The sequence below is a fragment of the Thauera linaloolentis 47Lol = DSM 12138 genome, assembly GCF_000310205.1.
Classification (GTDB): Bacteria; Pseudomonadota; Gammaproteobacteria; order Burkholderiales; family Rhodocyclaceae; genus Thauera; species Thauera linaloolentis.
In genome coordinates this window covers 1-18,215 of sequence record NZ_AMXE01000075.1, presented here as the reverse complement: position 1 = coordinate 18,215, position 18,215 = coordinate 1, and the positions used below count along the sequence as shown (strand labels likewise).

At 65.6% G+C, this 18,215-nt stretch carries 21 protein-coding genes; 11 read left to right on the top strand and 10 right to left on the bottom strand.

From position 1 onward, the window contains the following. Positions 1–476 precede the first annotated feature (476 nt). Genes C666_RS15395 through mnhG form a run of 6 tightly spaced genes read left to right on the top strand, consistent with a single transcriptional unit; the run spans position 477 to position 6,510 of the window. Positions 477–3,386 carry a monovalent cation/H+ antiporter subunit A gene (locus C666_RS15395; protein WP_004342623.1) on the top strand — a complete coding sequence of 970 codons (2,910 nt, stop codon included), beginning with the start codon at positions 477–479 and terminating at the stop codon, positions 3,384–3,386. Next, positions 3,386–3,727, top strand: coding sequence for a Na+/H+ antiporter subunit C (locus tag C666_RS15390; RefSeq protein WP_004342620.1), 342 nt, complete (start codon positions 3,386–3,388; stop codon positions 3,725–3,727). The genes C666_RS15395 and C666_RS15390 overlap by 1 nt, the downstream gene beginning before the upstream one ends. Continuing rightward, positions 3,724–5,355, top strand: coding sequence for a monovalent cation/H+ antiporter subunit D (locus C666_RS15385; RefSeq protein WP_004342618.1), 1,632 nt, complete (start codon positions 3,724–3,726; stop codon positions 5,353–5,355). Before C666_RS15390 ends, C666_RS15385 begins: the two co-directional genes overlap by 4 nt. After that, entirely contained in the window at positions 5,352–5,876 is a 525-nt protein-coding gene (locus C666_RS15380; RefSeq protein WP_004342614.1) for a Na+/H+ antiporter subunit E, read from the top strand. The genes C666_RS15385 and C666_RS15380 overlap by 4 nt, the downstream gene beginning before the upstream one ends. Next, positions 5,873–6,157, top strand: coding sequence for a K+/H+ antiporter subunit F (locus C666_RS15375; protein WP_028792444.1), 285 nt, complete (start codon positions 5,873–5,875; stop codon positions 6,155–6,157). Before C666_RS15380 ends, C666_RS15375 begins: the two co-directional genes overlap by 4 nt. Next, positions 6,154–6,510, top strand: coding sequence for a monovalent cation/H(+) antiporter subunit G (gene mnhG / locus C666_RS15370; protein WP_004342608.1), 357 nt, complete (start codon positions 6,154–6,156; stop codon positions 6,508–6,510). The genes C666_RS15375 and mnhG overlap by 4 nt, the downstream gene beginning before the upstream one ends. A gap of 48 nt (positions 6,511–6,558) precedes the next feature. Here mnhG and C666_RS15365 read toward each other — a convergent pair whose 3' ends face one another. The 4 genes from C666_RS15365 to scpC form a co-directional block, all read right to left on the bottom strand. Continuing rightward, positions 6,559–7,302 (bottom strand): hypothetical protein, encoded by a 744-nt coding sequence (locus C666_RS15365; RefSeq protein WP_004342607.1) that lies wholly within the window; start codon positions 7,300–7,302, stop codon positions 6,559–6,561. Positions 7,303–7,315: 13 nt separating this feature from the next. Then, positions 7,316–8,188: a hypothetical protein gene (locus C666_RS15360; protein WP_028792445.1), complete on the bottom strand. Its 873-nt coding sequence runs from the start codon at positions 8,186–8,188 to the stop codon at positions 7,316–7,318. 491 nt (positions 8,189–8,679) lie between these two features. Continuing rightward, a complete protein-coding gene (locus tag C666_RS15355; RefSeq protein ID WP_004342602.1) occupies positions 8,680–9,237 on the bottom strand; it encodes a DUF2242 domain-containing protein in 558 nt (185 codons plus the stop codon). A gap of 93 nt (positions 9,238–9,330) precedes the next feature. After that, positions 9,331–10,839 (bottom strand): succinyl-CoA:acetate CoA-transferase ScpC, encoded by a 1,509-nt coding sequence (gene scpC, locus C666_RS15350; RefSeq protein ID WP_004342600.1) that lies wholly within the window; start codon positions 10,837–10,839, stop codon positions 9,331–9,333. A 236-nt stretch (positions 10,840–11,075) separates the two neighbouring features. Here scpC and gcvA point away from each other — a divergent pair, with 236 nt between their 5' ends. The 3 genes from gcvA (at position 11,076) to C666_RS15335 (ending at position 12,815) form a co-directional block, all read left to right on the top strand. After that, on the top strand, positions 11,076–12,071 hold the full coding sequence (gcvA, locus tag C666_RS15345; protein ID WP_004342597.1) for a transcriptional regulator GcvA: 996 nt from the start codon (positions 11,076–11,078) through the stop codon (positions 12,069–12,071). Positions 12,072–12,147: 76 nt separating this feature from the next. Next, on the top strand, positions 12,148–12,402 hold the full coding sequence (locus C666_RS15340) for a FitA-like ribbon-helix-helix domain-containing protein (protein WP_028792446.1): 255 nt from the start codon (positions 12,148–12,150) through the stop codon (positions 12,400–12,402). Further along, positions 12,399–12,815, top strand: coding sequence for a type II toxin-antitoxin system VapC family toxin (locus tag C666_RS15335; protein ID WP_004342593.1), 417 nt, complete (start codon positions 12,399–12,401; stop codon positions 12,813–12,815). Before C666_RS15340 ends, C666_RS15335 begins: the two co-directional genes overlap by 4 nt. 104 nt (positions 12,816–12,919) lie before the next feature. On the opposite strand, the gene C666_RS15330 is transcribed toward C666_RS15335, so the two are convergent. Both C666_RS15330 and C666_RS15325 read right to left on the bottom strand, forming a co-directional pair. Beyond that, on the bottom strand, positions 12,920–13,231 hold the full coding sequence (locus C666_RS15330) for a helix-turn-helix domain-containing protein (protein WP_004342591.1): 312 nt from the start codon (positions 13,229–13,231) through the stop codon (positions 12,920–12,922). Positions 13,232–13,233: 2 nt separating this feature from the next. Continuing rightward, the gene (locus C666_RS15325; protein ID WP_245603960.1) at positions 13,234–13,521 is read right to left on the bottom strand and encodes a DNA-binding protein; all 288 of its coding nucleotides are present in this window, start codon (positions 13,519–13,521) and stop codon (positions 13,234–13,236) included. A 148-nt stretch (positions 13,522–13,669) separates the two neighbouring features. Between C666_RS15325 and C666_RS20995 the strand changes: the two genes are divergently transcribed. Next, a complete protein-coding gene (locus tag C666_RS20995) occupies positions 13,670–13,882 on the top strand; it encodes a Uma2 family endonuclease (protein ID WP_004342587.1) in 213 nt (70 codons plus the stop codon). Further along, complete coding sequence (locus tag C666_RS20990; RefSeq protein WP_004342585.1) at positions 13,876–14,061, top strand: hypothetical protein; 186 nt, start codon at positions 13,876–13,878, stop codon at positions 14,059–14,061. Before C666_RS20995 ends, C666_RS20990 begins: the two co-directional genes overlap by 7 nt. Before the next feature lie 46 nt (positions 14,062–14,107). Here C666_RS20990 and C666_RS15315 read toward each other — a convergent pair whose 3' ends face one another. The 4 genes from C666_RS15315 to C666_RS19930 form a co-directional block, all read right to left on the bottom strand. Continuing rightward, positions 14,108–15,100, bottom strand: coding sequence for an acyltransferase family protein (locus C666_RS15315; protein WP_004342583.1), 993 nt, complete (start codon positions 15,098–15,100; stop codon positions 14,108–14,110). A gap of 9 nt (positions 15,101–15,109) precedes the next feature. Continuing rightward, positions 15,110–16,342 carry a serine hydrolase domain-containing protein gene (locus tag C666_RS15310; protein WP_004342581.1) on the bottom strand — a complete coding sequence of 411 codons (1,233 nt, stop codon included), beginning with the start codon at positions 16,340–16,342 and terminating at the stop codon, positions 15,110–15,112. 378 nt (positions 16,343–16,720) lie between these two features. Continuing rightward, the gene (locus C666_RS20590; RefSeq protein WP_154666260.1) at positions 16,721–17,035 is read right to left on the bottom strand and encodes a hypothetical protein; all 315 of its coding nucleotides are present in this window, start codon (positions 17,033–17,035) and stop codon (positions 16,721–16,723) included. Between the two features lie 200 nt (positions 17,036–17,235). Further along, on the bottom strand, positions 17,236–17,742 hold the full coding sequence (locus C666_RS19930; RefSeq protein WP_004342579.1) for a pilin: 507 nt from the start codon (positions 17,740–17,742) through the stop codon (positions 17,236–17,238). Between the last annotated feature and the right edge of the window lie 473 nt (positions 17,743–18,215).

Here is an 18,215-nt window from a genome sequence, read left to right as displayed (position 1 = left end):
TTGTCGTACTTCGCCTTGTACTGGATCGGCGCGCCAGAATGGCCAGGGTGTGCGTAAAGCATCGGGTGTCTCCTCTTGTCGATGTCGTCGGGCGTCGATCGCCACGCAAGCCATCCAGCATGGCGCGTGCCAGGCAAGGAACCTCATTTACCGTCAATCAGTTACCGCGAAATCCGATTGCCTGCCGCATGCGCCGACACACTTGGAGCATGTCAGTACTGAACAATTGCTCCATTCATCGAGTCAGTTGGAGCAATCCGGCCGGCGCCCCCATCGCCCGGCACCCCGCGATGCGGGACGGAGCCGCCCCCGGCACCGGTTCGCACCGACGGCCACGGGACGGCACGCCCATCACTCATGCAACGGAGGCCAATGCCCGCAAAAAGAAGGAATTTTCGTCGATCGATCACGTCTTGGCGCGGGATTTGCTGTGGTATCTTTTGCGATCCGTCCCCCCTGCCTTCCGCCACGGCCCGATGCTGCTCGCCTCCCTCGTTTTCGTCCCCTTCATCGCCAGCCTCATCGCCGCATTGATGCCACAGGACGCCCGCAATCGCGAGTCGTGGCTCGCTGCGGGCGTGGCGGTCTACGGGCTCGTCGTCGTCGCCTCGCTCTATCCGGCGATCTCGGAGGGAACGGTCCTGCGCGAGGAGTTCGCCTGGCTGCCCGCCCAGGGGCTGCACTTCCTGCTGCGCATGGACGGTTTGGCCTGGGTATTCATCCTGCTGGTCCTCGCCATCGGCCTGCTGGTCGTGCTGTATGCGCGCTACTACATGTCGCCGGACGACCCGGTACCCCGCTTCTTCTCCTTCCTGCTCGCCTTCATGGGCTCGATGCTGGGCGTCGTGCTGTCCGGCAACCTGGTCCAACTGGTGGTGTTCTGGGAGCTGACCAGCCTGACCTCCTTCCTGCTGATCGGCTACTGGCACCATCGCGCCGATGCGCGGCGCGGCGCCCGCATGGCCTTCACCGTCACCGCGACCGGCGGCCTCTGTCTGCTCGCCGGCGTGCTCGTGCTGGGGCACATTGTCGGCAGCTACGACCTGGACATCGTCCTTGCGGCGGGCGACCTCATCCGCGCCGACGACCTGTACCTGACCGCGCTGGTGCTCATCGCCCTCGGCGCGCTCACCAAGAGCGCCCAGTTCCCCTTCCATTTCTGGCTGCCACATGCGATGGCCGCCCCCACGCCGGTATCGTCCTACCTGCACTCGGCGACGATGGTGAAAGCCGGCGTCTTCCTGCTGGTGCGCTTGTGGCCGGCCCTGTCGGGCACGCCGGAATGGACGTGGATCATCGCCGGCGCCGGCGTGTGCACGCTGCTGATCGGTGCCTTCATCGCCATCTTCCAGCATGATCTCAAGGGCCTGCTGGCGTATTCGACGATCAGCCACCTCGGCCTGATCACCGTGCTGATCGGCATCGGCACACCGCTGGCGATGGTCGCGGCGATCTTCCACATCCTCAACCACGCCACCTTCAAGGCCTCGCTGTTCATGGCCGCGGGCATCATCGACCACGAAACCGGCACGCGCGACATGCGCATTCTGGGTGGCTTGCGCCAGAAGCTGCCGATCACCGCCACGCTGGCCATCGTCGCCAGCGCGGCGATGGCCGGCGTGCCGCTGCTCAACGGCTTCCTGTCGAAGGAGATGTTCTTCGCCGAGACCCTGCACGTCGGCGGCGACCGCAACTGGTGGATGTCGACGGCCGCGATCGCAATGGGCATGTTCAGCGTGGCCTATTCGCTGCGTTTCATCTCGATCTTCTTCGGCAAACCGGCCGGCGAGCTGCCGCGCGATCCACACGAACCACCACGCTGGATGCGCTTTCCGGTCGAACTGCTGGTGCTGACCTGCCTGGTGGTCGGCATGGTGCCGGCGATCAGCATCGGGCCGGTCCTCGACCTGGCGGTGAGCGCGAGCCTGCGCGAGCAGACGCCGCACTACGACCTGGCGACCTGGCACGGCTGGAACCTGCCCCTGCTGATGAGCGTGATCGCGCTGCTCGGCGGCATCGCCCTGTACGCCGTGCTGCGCTGGCGCTTCAACCTACGCGAGCGCACGCGCGCGCCGCTGCTCAGCCACTTCAACGGCGCGCAGGCCTACGAGACCGCGATGCAATCCCTGACCCGCGCGGCCGAATGGCTGCTGCGCCGCCTGGGCACAGCCAAGCTTCAGCCCCAGTTGTTTCTGATGATGCTGGCCTTGCTGACGCTGCCCTTGCTGCTCGCCGGCGCGCCGCCGGAATGGACGATTCTGCCGCTGGAAGGCTTCGACCCGCTGTTCGCCGGCGTGTGGCTCATCGGCGGCGCCTGCGCGATCGCAGGCGCGTGGATGGCGAAGTACCACCGCCTGACCGCGCTCGTGCTGGTCGGGGGCACCGGCATCGTGACGGCGGCGACCTTCCTGTGGCTGTCGGCCCCCGACCTCGCACTGACCCAGTTGATGGTCGAGACCGTCACCACCGTGCTGATCCTGCTCGGCCTGCGCTGGCTTCCGCCGCGCATCGAGGCGTCCGAGCTGCAGTTGACCGTTTCCCGTACGGTCTGGATCCGGCGCACGCTGCACATGATCGTCGCGGTGGCCGGCGGCCTCGCCCTGGCGGCGCTGACCTATGCGGTGCTGGTGCATCCCGCCTCGGACACGATCGCCGACTTCTTCCTGTACAACGCCTTGAGCGGCGGCGGCGGCAGCAACGTGGTGAACGTGCTGCTGGTGGATTTCCGCAGTTTCGACACCCTGGGCGAGGTGACCGTCCTGGCGATCGTGGCGCTCACCGTCTATGCCCTGCTGCGCCGCTTCCGCCCCGCGCCGGACAGCGCGGAGATGCCGCCCCAGCAGCGCCACGCTTTCGACCCGGCAAGCAGGCAATCCCCCGCCGAGCAGGCCGACAGCGGCTATCTGCTCGTGGCCGGCATCTACCTGCGCCTGCTGCTGCCCTTCATGGGCGTGATCTCGGTGTATTTCTTCATGCGCGGGCACAACCTGCCCGGCGGCGGCTTCGTCGCCGGCCTCATCTTCGCGGTCGCCATCCTCGTCCAATACATGCTCGCGGGCGCGACCTGGGTGGAGACCCATATTACCCTCAGGCCGCACCGCTGGCTGGGCTTCGGCCTGCTCCTGGCATGCGCCACCGGCCTCGGCGCCTGGGCCTTCGGCCATCCCTTCCTGACGACCCACACCGCGCACCTCGACCTCCCGCTGCTGGGCGAACTGCACATGCCCAGCGCCTTCCTGTTCGACCTCGGCGTGTTCGCGGTCGTCGTCGGAACGACGATGCTGATGCTCGTCGCACTGGCGCACCAATCGCTGCGCGCGCACAAGAAGCCGGGCGAACAGGCCGCGGATGCCGGCCTTCCGGCCGCCAACGGAGGGATGCTGTAATGGAAATCGTCATCGCCCTCGCCGTCGGCGTGATGTTCGGATCGGGCATCTGGCTGATCCTCCGCCCCCGAACCTTCCAGCTCATCACGGGCCTGCTGCTGATGTCCTACGCGGTCAATATCTTCATCTTCGCCATGGGCCGGCTGTCGGTCGACCGGCCGCCCATCACCCTGAGCCCCGCCATCGATCCCGCGCAGTTTGCCGATCCGCTGCCGCAGGGCCTGGTCCTGACCGCCATCGTGATCGGCTTTGCAACCACCGCGCTCTATCTCGTGATCATGATCGGCGCCCGCGGCCTGACCGGAAGCGACCATGTGGACGGCAAGGAGCCGCGCGAATGAACGACCTGCCCTTCCTGCAACACTTCATCGTCCTGCCGGTGCTGCTGCCCTTGCTGGCCGGCGCGCTGCTGATCCCGGTCAAGCAGAGCCGCTATTCGCTGAAATTCGCCTGCAGCGTGACCAGCACCATCCTGCTGTGGGTGCTGGCCGCCGTCCTGCTGGCGATGGCCGACGGCGGCTACTGGCCGGACGGCATCGGCGTCTATCTTGCCTCCAATTGGGCCGCGCCCTTCGGCATTGCGCTGCTGGTCGACCGGCTGACGGCCCTGATGCTGCTGCTCACCGCCACCATCGCGCTTGCCGTGCTGGTGTTCTCGGCACGGCGCTGGGACCGGGTGGGCATCCAGTTCCATACCCTGTTCCAGTTCCTGCTGATGGGGCTGAACGGCGCCTTCCTGACCAACGACCTGTTCAACCTCTTCGTCTTCTTCGAGGTCATGCTGGCAGCGTCCTACGGCCTGGTGCTGCATGGCTACAACCTGCACCGCATTCGCGCGGGCATGCAGTACATCGCCATCAACCTGGTCGCGTCCTTCATGTTCCTGATCGGCGTCGCCCTGATCTACGCGGCGAGCGGCACCCTCAACCTCACCGACCTGGGCGCGCGCGTCGCCCTGCTCGGCAACGAGGACACCTGGCTGCTGAGCATCGGCGTGTGCGTGCTCGGGCTGGCCTTCCTGACCAAGGGCGCGATGTGGCCGCTGGGCTTCTGGCTGCCCGGCACCTACGCATCCGCCTCGGCGCCGGTGGCGGCGATGCTGGTGCTGATGACCAAGGTCGGCGTGTATGCGGTGCTGCGGGTATGGCTGGCCGTGTTCGGCAACGACGCCGGCGCGCTCGCCGGCTTCGGCTTCACCGCCCTGACGATCGGCGGCATGGCCACGCTGTTTTTCGGCGCGATCGGCATGCTGGCCAGCCAGGACGGCGGGCGTATGGCGGGCTACGGCGCGATCATCTCGTCCGGCACACTGCTCGCGGTCATCGGCCAGGCGGGCGGGCCGGTGCTCGCCTCCGGCCTGTACTACCTGCTGGGCTCAACGCTGGCGATGGCGGCCTTCATGCTGCTGGTCGAACTGACCGAGCGCATCCGCCCCCCCGGCGCGGCGCTGATCGCGATCACCATGGAAGCATTCGCGATCGAGGACAAGCCGGAAGACCCGGTCGGCCAGGGCATCCCCGGCACGCTGGCCTTCCTCGGCCTGAGCTTCGCCGCCTGCGCGCTGGTCATCAGCGGCATGCCGCCGCTGTCGGGCTTCGTCGCCAAGTTCAGCCTGTTCCATGCGCTGCTCGAAGTGTCGCCGACCGAAGGCAAGGTGCCCGGCCTGACCTGGGGCTTCATCGCGCTGGTCATCGTCGGCGGCCTGGCGGCGATCATCGCCCTGATGCGGCTGGGGGTGCGCATCTTCTGGGCCTCGGGCGACATCGCGCCGCCCAGGCTGCAGTTCTCGGAGGCCGCGCCGGTGACGGCGCTGGTCGCGCTGTGCGTGATGCTGACGCTGCAGGCCGGCACCGTGTTCGACTACCTGGACCGCACCGTGGCGGGGCTGGCGCAGGTCACCACGTACAGCGAACGCGTGCTGGGCGAACCCCCGGTGATGCGCTCGCCGCAACGGGGGCTCGAACGATGAAACGCTGGCTGCCCTCCCCGATTCTCTCGATCTGCCTGCTGCTGATGTGGCTGATGCTCAACCAGAGCGTGGAGCCCGCCCACTGGCTGCTGGGCGGCGTGCTCGGCATCGCCGCGCCGATGCTCGCGCGCCCGCTGCAGCCCCACGGGTACGCGCACATCGCGCGGCCGCTGGCCCTGTTCCGCCTGCTGTGGCTGTCCCTGATCGAGATCGTGCGCTCGTGCTTCAACGTCAGCCAGATCATTCTGTTCCGCAGGTCGGAGGGCGTGAATTCGCAGTTCATCCGCGTGCCGCTCGATCTGCACAGCCCGCACGGCCTGGCATTGCTGTCATGCCTGATCAACTCGACGCCCGGCACCGTATGGGTGGAGATCCTGCCCGACACCCATGAGCTGCTGCTCCACGTGTTCGACCTGCATGACGAGCAATGGTGGATCGACACCATCAAATCCCACTACGAGCAACCGATCATCGAGGTGTTCGAACAACCCAGGCATCCGAAACAGGGGGAAGGAACGTGACAAGCGCGAGCGTGCTGTCCGCAGCAATCATCTTTGCACTCGTGTGCGTGGTCCTGGCGATGATCCTGTGCACCCTGCGCCTGCTGATCGGGCCTTCCGCGCAGGACCGCGTGCTGGCCCTCGACACGCTCTGGATGTGCACGATGCTGCTTGCCCTGATGCTGGGCATCCGGCACGGCAGCCAGATCTACTTCGAGGCGGCGCTGATGATCGCGCTGCTCGGCTTCGTGTCGACGATCGCGCTGGCGAAGTTCCTGATGCGCGGCGAGGTGATCGAATGAACATCGCCGAAACCCTGCCCTGGTGGGCCGCGCTGTCCGTCGCCTTCCTGCTCGTGCTCGGCGGGCTCGTCGCCCTCACCGGTGCCCTGGGCCTGCTGCGGCTGGGCACGTTCTACCAGCGCATCCACGGCCCGGCGATCACCGTCACGCTCGGCGCAGGCTGCATCCTGATCGCGTCGATGGTGTATTTCACCGTCGCGCAGTCCAGGCTTGTGATACACGAACTGCTGATCAGCGTCTTCGTGCTGATGACCGCGCCGGTGGTGGCGATGATGATCATGCGCGCCGCCGTCTATCGCGACCTGCGCAAGGAACACGCCGACGAAGCGGGAGACGGCGCCGCCGACGCATAAGCGCGTAGGCCGGGGCCCCGGCCTGGCAGGACCTGCGCCCGCATTCGCTCAGGCCCTTCGCAGCAGGCGTTCGTTGGCGGGCCGCAGCTCGGCCCGCAACAACAGCCCCTGCGCCTGCAGGCGCTCCAGGCTCCACCCCCTGCCGAGCAAAATCAAGCGCGTGTTCAGGTCCTCGCGCAAAGCCGGGGCGGGTTCGGTGCCGAGGTCGTGCATGCGCTTGCCTTGAATCGCGACATAGCCCAGCGTATGGCGGCGGCCCAGCGCACGCCACAGGGCATGCGCGCCGACCGACTGGCGCGCGCCGCTGACGAGGCAGATGCCCTGGCCGAGCGCCCACTCATAGACGGCGGTGGCGATTCCCCGCCTCTGGTAGGCCGACGCGTACTTGGAATGGGGCGCCCTCACATGGCGGTCGGTGCGGCGATCGACCTCGATCAGGCGGTTGAAGACGGTATAGCCGGCGAGGCGTCCATGGACGACGTCCTCGACATAGATGTAGTGCTCGCCATCGGCCTCGCGATAATGGAAGACCAGGCCGGGAAAGCGCGCCTCGAAGGCGGACAGGCGCGTACAGGCGCTCAGTGGGTCGGCGGCGGAATGAAGCCGCCCGTGCAGGGTATCGAGTTCGGCCTCGATGTCTTCGTGCGGACGCTGCACGTCGATGCGAAGCTCCATCGCGGTGGCCCGTCGCAGGCGTTCGGTCCAGGCGATGACGAGTCCGCGCAGGGCGCGCGCGGGCGGCGGTTGCGGAAAAGCGCCCGAGGCACGGGGCGAAAGCGCCAGCGTGGTCATGTCCGGCTCTCCCTCAGCACGCCGCCGGGCCGGCCCACCAGCCGCTCATCAGGCTGTCGGGCTTGACCGGCGCGCTGACGCGGGCGCTGCTTTCCCAGGACTCGACCTGCACGTCCAGCCCGGCGAACACGCCGTATCCGGCACCGGCGCGGATTCCCTCGCCCGCCTGTAGGCTTTCTCCGGCGCGGATGGCCGCCTCCGCGCAGATCAGCCCGCCGGCCTTGATGCCCCAGCCCGCCTCCAGATGCATGGCCCCCCGGATCGAACCGCCCGCGGCAATACCCTGGCCGGCCCGGAGATTCGCCGCCACCGTGATGTCGCCGCCGGCCTGCAGGCCCTTGCGGCAGCGCACATCCCCTTCGCTGTGCAGATCGGCGCCGATGCTGGCATTGCCGTCCAGGCGCACCCGCCCGCTGCAGCGCAAATCCCAGCCGATGCGGGCTTCGCCCACGCAATGCAGGTCTGCGAGCGCCTCGACGCCCCAGCCTACGCGCAGGTCGCCGCCGACCCAGGCGCGGCCTTCGGCCCGCACGCCGCCCTCGGCCCGCAGGTCGCCGCCGACGATCAGTTCGCCGCCGGCACGTACCCCGCCCCCCACCCGCAGATCGCCGCCGACGTGCACCTTGCCCTCGACGTCGACATTGCTGCGCACCTCCAGCGTGCCCGCGAACACGATCGCCTCGGCATCGATTGCATCGACGACGCGCACTTCGCCGGTGGGACCGAACTGCTCCAGGAGCCAGCATGCGTCGCCGACGCGCCCTGCCGCCACCATCGTGTCGAGCAGTTCCTGGTAATTGCCGCCTTCGCCGAACTGACGCACGAACCAGCGGAATCCATCGGTGCAGGGGCGCTTCGCGCGGACGAAGCTTCTTGTGAGAACCATGACATCACCCATGTGCAAGTTCCTCGCCGCGCATCGCGCGGCATCATGATTGCAGCCTGGGCGGGAAGTGTCCCGTTCGAATGTGTCCGTAGTCCGGACAAAGCCCGGAATCGGGAGGCGGAGGGAAAGAAATCCGGCCTCCCCGCACTGGCTGCACGTTGATCAGGACGCGCGCTGGGCGTGCCCTGGGCAAGGTGCCGTGCGGGGTGGCCTGGGATCAGTCCCGGTTCCGGCCCCGCACGGCCTGGGAAAGCACGGCGGGAGACCCTGTCACCTTGAATGACAGCGCGAGCATGAGCCCGCGCTGGAATGATGGAACGGCCCGTCTGCGGCCCACGCGGCGGCCCGCGTCGTGGGACGCGGGCGCGGACTCGTCGGGGCGGAAGACATTCATGGCAGGCGGACGGTGCGGGAAAGAAGGGCGCGATTATAGGCCACATTCCGCACGACCCCAAACACGGCGGGCCGGCGGCGTGGCAGGCCGCGCGCGGTCAGCGCTCGACACCACCGCTGTAGAGGTCGACGCTATCGACGCGCGTGCCGTCCAGCACCTCGACGAGCGCGAACAGCCGGCGATAGAAGCCCGGGTCGGTGACCGTTTCCTCGCCGATCTTGACCAGCGCCTCCTTGTCCGCCGACCACGGCAGCGAGATGGAGCCGATGCCGGCCACGCTGACCCCGGTACTGGTCGACGCCGACTTCAATGCATAGCGCGTCTGCAGCGCATTGGCGTAGATCACCGCGCCGACGTTGCTCGGCAGGCACACCAGCGTGATGTTGAGCGTGACACCCTCGTCCGGCCGGGGCTGGAAGAGCTTTTCTCCCCTGACGCGCACCGTATCCGAACCGTCGAGCCGGTAGCCCTGGCTCAACAAGGCGCGCTTGCCCAGTTCGCAGGCATCGGCGGGCTCGCGCGTGCTCCAGGTGACAAAAGGCGTCTCGCGCTGGAAGGATTCCGACTGATACACCGCGGGCGGTGGCGTGGCGCACCCCGCGGCCAGCAGGCCGGAAAGGGCGGCGAAGAGAAGGCGGCGTGCGGCTCGGGGCATGGGACGGACTTCAGCGAACTTGAGACGGGGAGATGCGAATGGTAGAGCATCCCTCCGTCCTTGCGCATATCGCCGTCCCGGGTTTGCAGTGCTTTACATCCGCTCGCCGCGCAGCGCGCGCAGATGCCAGTCGAACACTTCGCCCAGCAGATGCGGCGTATGGCGGCCCGGCGCCTGCTCCAGCGCCCGCGCGAAGTAGTCGCGCAGCGCCGGGCGGAAATCCGGATGGGCGCAGTTGTCGATGACCACCTTCGCGCGCTGGCGCGGCGACAGGCCGCGCAGATCGGCCAGCCCCTGCTCGGTCACCAGCACCTGGACGTCGTGCTCGGTGTGGTCGACGTGCGAGACCATCGGCACGATGCACGACAGCGCGCCGTCCTTGGCCTGCGACGGCGTCATGAAGATAGACAGGTAGGCATTGCGCGCGAAGTCGCCCGAGCCGCCGATGCCGTTCATGATCTTCGAGCCCATGATGTGGGTGGAATTGACGTTGCCGTAGATGTCGGCCTCGATCATGCCGTTCATCGCGATCACGCCCAGGCGGCGGATCACCTCGGGATGATTGCTGATCTCCTGCGGCCGCAGCACGATGCGCTCGCGGTAGAAATCCAGGTTGGCGTTGAGTTCGGCCAGCGCCTCGTTGCTGAGCGAGAAGGCGGTTGCCGAGGCATGCGCGAGCTTGCCCGACCTGATCATGTCCAGCATGCCGTCCTGCAGCACCTCGGTATAGGCGGAGAGATTCTCGAACGGCCCTTCGTTGAGCCCGGCCATCACCGCGTTGGCGATGTTGCCGACGCCCGACTGCAGCGGCAGCAGGTTGGGCGGCAGGCGGCCCTTGCGCACTTCGTGCTGGAGGAATTCGAGGATGTGGCCGGCGATGCGGCGCGAGCTCTCGTCGGGCGCGGCAAAGGCCGAATTGCGGTCGGGGCTGTTCGTCTCGACCACGGCGATGACCTTGTCCGGATCGCAGCGCAGATAGGGCTCGCCGATGCGGTCGGCGGTAGCCACCAGCGGAATCGGCTTGCGGTAGGGTGGCAGCTCGGTACCGTAGTAGATGTCGTGCATGCCCTCCAGCTTGGGGCTCTGCCACGCATTGACTTCGAGGATGACCTTGTCGGCCTGGTCCAGCCAGGTCTTGTTGTTGCCCACCGACGACGACGGTATGAGCCGGCCGTCGGGCAGCACACCAGCCACTTCCACCACCGCCACGTCGAGCTTGCCCAGGAAGCCGAACCACACGAACTGCGCGACGTGCGACAGATGGATATCGATGTACTCCATCTCGCCCGCGTTGATGCGCTCGCGGCACACCGGATCGGACTGGTAGGGCAGGCGCATCTCGATGCCATCCACCTTGGCCAGCGCGCCGTCCAGTTCGGGCGCGGTCGATGCCCCCGTCCACACGCCGATGCGGAAGCGGTTGCCGCGCGCGTTCTCGACCTCGATCCGCCGCGCCAGCGCTGCCGGTATCGCCTTCGGGTAACCCGACCCGGTGAAACCGCTCATGCCGACATTGGCGCCGGACGGGATGAGAGCGGCGGCCTCGTCGGCCGACATGATCTTGCCGCCCAGCGCGGCGCAGTGGATGCGGGATTCACTCATCGGATGGACCCTCTACTGTTGGCGGGCAGTGCCCAAAAGAAACGCGCCAGTCCTTGCGGACGATGGCGCGCCAAGCAGGTCACGGAAGGGTATCCGGCGCCCCGCCTGGAAGAGGAGGGAGAGGCGGGGCGCCGGCGGCGTGACCGATTTATGGGCGCGAAGTCTAGTCAGTGGCTGGCCCTGCCACAAACGAGAATTTATTATTCGATGATTAAGCACGACTTAACCATCGAACCATGGCCGACCGCCTTCCCAGCCTGTCCCTGCTGCGCACCTTCGAAGCGGCTGCACGCCACCTCAGCTTCAAGAAAGCCGCCGCCGAAATCTGCGTCACGCCCGCCGCCGTCAGCCAGCAGATCAAGGCGCTGGAAGGTTTTCTCGGCGTTGCCCTGTTCCACCGCCGTGTGCGCGCCCTGGAACTGACCGACCAGGGCGCCGCGATGCTGCCCGGCATCCGCCAGGGCTTCGACTGCCTTGCCGCCGCGGTGCAGGACACGCGCCGCACCGCCGCCGGCCCGCTGGTGCTCACCGCGCCGCCCTCCTTCGCCAGCCACTGGCTCGTGCCCCGCCTGCCGCGCTTCTCGGCCGCCCACCCCGACATCGAACTGCGGCTCGCCAGCACGCCAGACACCGTGGACGGCCCGCGCGAAGCCGCGCTGCTCGACGCCCTGCGCAACGGCCCGCGCGAAACCCGCGACGGCGTCGCGATCCTGTACGGCAAGGGCCGCTACCCCGGCTTGCGCGTGGTGCCGATCTTCGCCCCGGATTTCGTCCCGGTGTGTGCCCCGGCCCTGGTCGGCCAAGGCCTGCGCACACCGGACGGCCTCGCCCATTGCCCGCTGATCCACGACGACACGCTGCAGGGCGCCGACGGCGACGGCGACAACGAAACGGCCTGGGCCGCCTGGCTGCGCCGCGCGGGCCTCGATACCACCCCGGCACGGCGCGGGCCGCATTTTTCCAACGCTGCCCTGGCACTGGCCGCCGCGCTGGCCGGACAAGGCGTGGCCCTTGCCTCGCGCCCGCTGGTTGACGACCGCGTGCGCGCAGGCAGCCTCGCCATCCCCTTCGACATCGGCATGCCATCGTCCAGAGCCTATTACCTGGTGATGCACGAACACGCCAGCCGCCGGCCGGCGGTGACCGCCCTCGAACGCTGGCTGCTGACCGAAGCGGCCTCCGCGCCGCCGTCCCACGCCGGATCCCGCCGTGCGCAAGATCAACACCCATGAGGCCGGACAAGCTTGCGCGGATGACTGCATGACCATAAAACTGCTGTCACAGACAGCACAAAGGGGGATGTGACTCATGGCAATCCTGACCATAAGGAATGTACCGGATGAAGTACATCGCGCTTTACGGGTACGGGCAGCCCAGCACGGCCGCAGCACGGAAGCGGAGGTACGTGAGATTCTGGCGGCTGTGGCAAAACCCGAACAGCGTGTCCGCCTGGGCGATGCATTGGCATCCATTGGCCGCGAGCTCGGGCTGAACAATGAAGATTTCGAGATTTTTGAGCAGATACGCGACAAGACGCCGGCCGACCCCTTGAGGTTCGAATGATCGTTCTGGATACCAACATCGTTTCCGAAGCGATAAAGCCGGAGCCAGACTCGGCGGTAAGGGCCTGGCTGAACGACCAAGCGGCAGAAACCCTGTATCTGTCCAGCGTCACCCTGGCCGAATTGCTCTTTGGCATCCGCGCGCTGCCAGCGGGCAGGCGCAAGAACATGCTCGACCACGCCCTGGCCGAACTGCTTGCGCTGTTCAAGGATCGGGTCTTGCCGTTCGACACAAATGCAGCACGCCACTATGCCGACCTGGCCATCACGGCCAAACAGGGCGGGCGCGGCTTTCCGACATCAGACGGCTACATCACCGCCGTTGCTGCATCACAGGGCTTCATCGTGGCATCACGCGACACGTCACCTTATGAAGCGGTTGGCGTGACGGTCATCAACCCTTGGAAGGCGTAGAACTGGGCACATCCCCACATCCTGACAAGAACCCGGCAGATCGGGCTCCGCCGTCGGACCGCGGCGTTTCGTCCCCCCCAGCCTCGGTATCGCCGGCATGCCGCTCAGGCGGTTTCCAGCTCCCGGGCCAGTTCGGGATGCCGCACGATCAGCCGGAGCAAGCACAATACGCCGCCCGGCGGCACGAAGCGCCCTTGCTCCCAGTCGCGCAACGTTGCCACCGGGGTAGCGATCCGCTCGGCAAATCCCTGCTGCGTAAGCCCCGACTTTTCCCGCGCCTGCCGCACCAGAATCTGCGCCGGCGTCGTCACGCGTCCGGCGCCCACGCGCGCCTCGGCCAGCGCCTGGCGCAGATCAGGCAGTTCTTCGCCAGCATCCGCCTCGATGGCGCGGGCAATCTTATCGATGTCCTTCATTTTCACACCACCTTCCGAATGTCCTTCGGCAACATGTTTTCACGTTCGGCCTTGGCATAGGCCGCTACCAGCAGCACCACTTCGTGTTCGACGATATTGAAGTAGATTATCCGCGCACCGCCTGACTTGCCGGTACCGGCGCGCTGCCAGCGCACCTTGCGCGCGCCGTCGGCGCCGGGGATCACGTCACCGGCATCCGGGTTTTCAGCGATCCAGCCGATAAAGGCCAGCCGCTCTTCTTCAGACCACAGTTTTTCGGCCTGTTTCTGGAACGTGGGGGTTTCGATCACGGTGCGCACAAGCACATTGTACGGGATACCCGTACAACATCAAGTACCGCGTGGATCACGGATAGGCACCGTATGGTGTACGGTATCGAAATACATGGCACAGCACACGGCGCGCTTGCGCCGTCATCCGCGCCCCAGGAGTTTCCCCATGCCACTTGCCGCCCCCTCGCCCCGCTTCGACGCCACCGCCTACCTCGACTGGGAAGCCCGCCAGACCGAAAAGCACGAATATCTCGACGGCGAGGTATTCGCGATGGCGGGGGCCTCCAGGGCGCATGCAACCATCACCCTGAATGTCGCGATGGCCCTGCGCAACCACCTGCGCGGCGGGCCCTGCCCACGCTGCGCGAATACGTGCTGATCGACTCCGAACGCCTCAGCGTCGACCTGTTCCGCCGCCACGTAGACGGTCACTGGGCGCTCTACCCCGCCGAAGCCGGCCAGACCGTGGCCTTCGACAGCGTGGGCCTGAGCCTGCCCATCGAAGCCCTGTATGAAGACGTGGACCTGCAAGCGGCGCACGCGACGGGCCACCCATGAGGCCCCACCACATCCGCAGCGGCAACACCCAAGCCTGACCGGAGACTCACCCCGCCCTGCGCCGGTAGAAGCGCCCCTCCACCCAATGATGGCTCGCCGCCGCGCACAGCAAGCCCAACGTGCCTCCGACGGCGAGGATGGCGGGCCAGTCGTGGTTTTCCCAGCCCTGCTCGCGCAGCGCGCGCATGATCGGGTAATGCCACAGGTACAGGCCATATGACATCCTGCCCAGCCACGCAAAAACGGCGCCGCCCAGCCAGGACGGGCAGGCGACGACCAGCAGCGCGGCGGCGGCTTCGGCCACGGTGAAGCCGTATTGCACCGTCACGATCCACTTCGTGCTGTAGAAGGTCAGGGCGAAAGCCAGTATCACGATGCCCGCCATCGCCATGCAGGCCGCAGTGCGGCGCGCGGGTGCGGGCGGGTTCAGCAGGCCGATGAAACTGCCCAGCAGCAGGCCGCTACAATGGGTGTCGGTGCGGATGTAGAACGCCCAGACATCGCCAAGGTGTTCCGGGCTGGCCGCTCGCCAGGCGGTGGCCAGCAGGTACAGCGCCGCCAGCGCGGCCAATGCGGCGGGGCGCGGCATTTTCAGTACGATCAGCAGCACCAGCGGCCACAGCAGATAGAACTGCATCTCCACCGCCAGGCTCCAGACATTGCCCAGAATGGCAACCGGCTCGCCGAAGACGCTGGCGTAGTTGAGCAGATACAGCGCAGACCACCACGCATCGCGCACATGGCGTGCGAACGGCACTTCCGCGAACAGCCACGGCGCGGCCAGCAGATAGGCCGCCAGCATCGTCAGTAGCGCAGGGCTCAGGCGGCGGATGCGGCGCTGCATGAAGGCGCGATAGCGGATGGTGCCGCTTTGCGCATACTCCTCGGCAAGCAGGCGCGTGACCAGATAGCCCGACAGTACGAAAAACACATCCACGCCGAAGAAGCCGCCCGGCAAGCCTGGAATCCGCGCATGGTAGGCAACGATGACGAGCGCGGCGATGGCCCGGATGCCGTCGAGCGAAGCGGTATAGGGCATGGCGGCGCGTCAATCGGCGCCGGCGGGCGCGAGTACGGGAGCGGTGCCGGATTCAGCGTCAAGCCGCGCATAGTGCGCGTCCAGGGCGCGGTAGAGCGCGAGCGTCATGCTGTCGGTGGAACTGCCGCCGCGCTTCATGCCGTTGCCGATCCACACCGTCACCCCGCCCCGCTCGTCGAGAATGGCGACCGACGAAGCGGCATACAGGAAGCCGGGCTGCACATGGATGCGCAGATCGCCATCGCCGGCCTTGTACGGAAACACCGCATGGCCGTAGCAGTCGCGCAATGCGTCCTGCCTGCAATCCGCTGCGACGTCGTAACGGGTCAGCAGGCCCTTGCCCTGCCGATGCAATTCCGCCAGCAGTGCGGCCAGCGCGCTGGCGCTGCCGGACAGCCCGGCCGAGGACGACAGCGCGGCAAAGTCGAAATGGCGCGAATAGTCCGGGCCGTAGAAATCGCTGTTGCGGAAATCGTAGCGAACCTCGTCCGCAAGATAAGGGCCGTCGACGAAGCGGATGCCCCGGGCCGCCAGGCTGTATTCCCTTTCCAGCAGATCGCGGAAGCCAGTATGCGTGACCTGCTCCAAGATGACGCCGAGCAGGCAGTAATTGAGGTTGGAATAAGCGTGGCGCGTGCCAGGGTCGAAATCCAGCCGGGCGCGGGCCAGTTGCGCAAGCTCGCCGGGGCACCACGGCCGGGTGGCGTGGATGACCATCGGGTCCGGCGAGCGCAGGCGGTCGAAACCCGCACTATGGCGTAACAGGTCTTCCACCGTGATGCGCGCGATGCGTTCGTCCCGCAGCGCGGGGATGGGCGGCAGCCAGGCCAAGATCGGTGTGTCCAGCGCCAACGCCCCCGCCTCCCGCTGGCGCAGCACGGCGTCGGCCGTCAGCAGCTTGGTCATGCTCGCATAGCGGAAACGGCTGTGCTCGTTGACGCGAGGCGACAGCAGAGGCTGGTCCTGCCAGCCATGCTCGCAATGGTGCAAGCTGCCGTCGGGAGCGGAATAGGCGATCTGGCTGGCCGGCGAGGCGTTGTCCCACAAAGCGGTGTGCATCGCCGTTTGCATCCAGGCCGGCGCATGCGGTGAACACTGCAGGGTCGGCTGGGTCAGCAACGCCTGGGCGGGGTACAGCAGACGAAGCACGCCGAGGCGGTCGGTGATCCAGAAGTGGGCGAACAGCACTATGGCGGCGCAGCCGACGAGGGCCGGCAGGAGAAGCCTAAGGTATTTGCGCATCGCGGTGGCAAAGAGAGGTTTGCCAGAGTGCTGCCCGGATAGTTTGCTACGAACCAGCTTTGGCAGAGGGGCCACCTTGGCCGAGTACCAGTGCAAAGGACGCCGCTGCAACCAGTGATGCCACAAACTGACGACGAACGGTCTTACTGATTTCCTTTGCTTCATCAGAACTGCGAGACGTGTATGTATTCATTTCGACCTCCTTTGCTGCATGTAAAAACCCAGATGAACCGGAAAGCTGAATTTGAATGACACAGCAACGTCCACTGACACCGATACCTGCGGAATCGAACCGCACTCCCTACCCATCTGCCAAAGTTGGCTCACACGTTTCCTATTTCCGCACCCAACCTTACCGTTATTGCTTACCAGACTGAACTACGGCTCTTTGTGCTCGAAAAATCTAAGACCAGACAGCGAGTCATGAGACTTTAAGAATTCAATTGCCTTTACATAGGCTGCAGCTTCTCCCCCCGACATATCGTGATGATGTTTACTGATATCACGCAAGTCAATTGAATCAGATGTCATCGGAAGAATGGAAGCGGTACCACTGTTATAGGCCAGCCCAGGAGATGCCACCACCCAAAAGCTATAACAAGCCTGTACTTCATCGCCGAGCTGATCAAGCAAACCAGCCTCCTCCTGCCTCTCCGGAGGAACACCATAGAACCGAATGACGGATTTAATCACGATACCACTCCATTTCTGTTCTGCTTGACTACCGCTTCAATTTTTTGGAAAAAATGAATATGAAAATTGACAGTGCGGCAAAAAAAAGCGCCCCGACACCGTCACCCGCTCTGTCAAATCCGGTGTCGTCAAACCTTGGTTTGCCAACACCGGATTCATCGGGAGAAAATCTCCAAACGCCCTATTGGAAAATTTCTTTGTTAAGGATTAGTATCATCATCACCGGGATCTGCACCGAGTTCCGCCTTGCAACCAGCCGGCCGATAAGTTACGGCCACATCAGTACTGCAACCCCACACGCCTGTCGGAGTGCGCGTCCAAGCGAGTTTCTTCTCTTTCAGAATAGTCGCTGCGCTGGCCCCAAAAGTTGCAGTAATAGTGCTGTTAGAGTCACCATCTTCAGCCAGCACCACCTCCAACCCTTCTTGAAGATCGCTAGGTTCAGCGGGCTCATCATTACCCAGTAAGTTGCTTTGTGTCCAGCCCAGTTGACACTGATCCGCCCCAGCGCCAATGTCCGTTTTTCCATCCATCAGGCAAGTTTCCACCGCCGTACGCAGCGAAGCGGTTTCACTCATCACACGGGAAACCTGAGAACGAGCAACGTAATCCTGATACTGCGGAATGGCGATAGCCGCCAGAATGCCAATGATCGCCACGACGATCATCAGTTCGATCAGGGTGAAACCCTGTTGAGCCTTTTTCATGATTTTCCCCTTCATGGTTGGAAACTGCGGAACCGTCCGGCGGCGAATGTGTTTGCCGCCTTCCGCCTGTCCTATCGCAACCGCCGTGCCAGCCGGGAAAAGCATCGGAAAGGCATTTTTTCGTTAAATCCGTCACACACGCGCCCGCCCCTTTCTCACTCATCCGCGACACGGGGGCGTGACACGCTCGGCCCTGTCCCAGGGAGGTGTGACAAAGCGCCCAGGTCACACCCCGGGCGCCCGGCGCTTGTTTTCCCCCCGGGCGGTCTGCCATTACACTCGCGGACAGATACGCAAGGCACGGCGTGCCGGATACCGCGCGGCCTGACCCGCCCCTTGCTCGACATCCGTTCCTGGAGCATTCGCATGTCCTTCATCAGCCTCAATACCGCCGCATCGCTGACAGGCCTGACCAAACGCACTTTATGGCGTCGTATTGCCGCCGGCAACCTCATGGCATTCAGGGGGGGGGG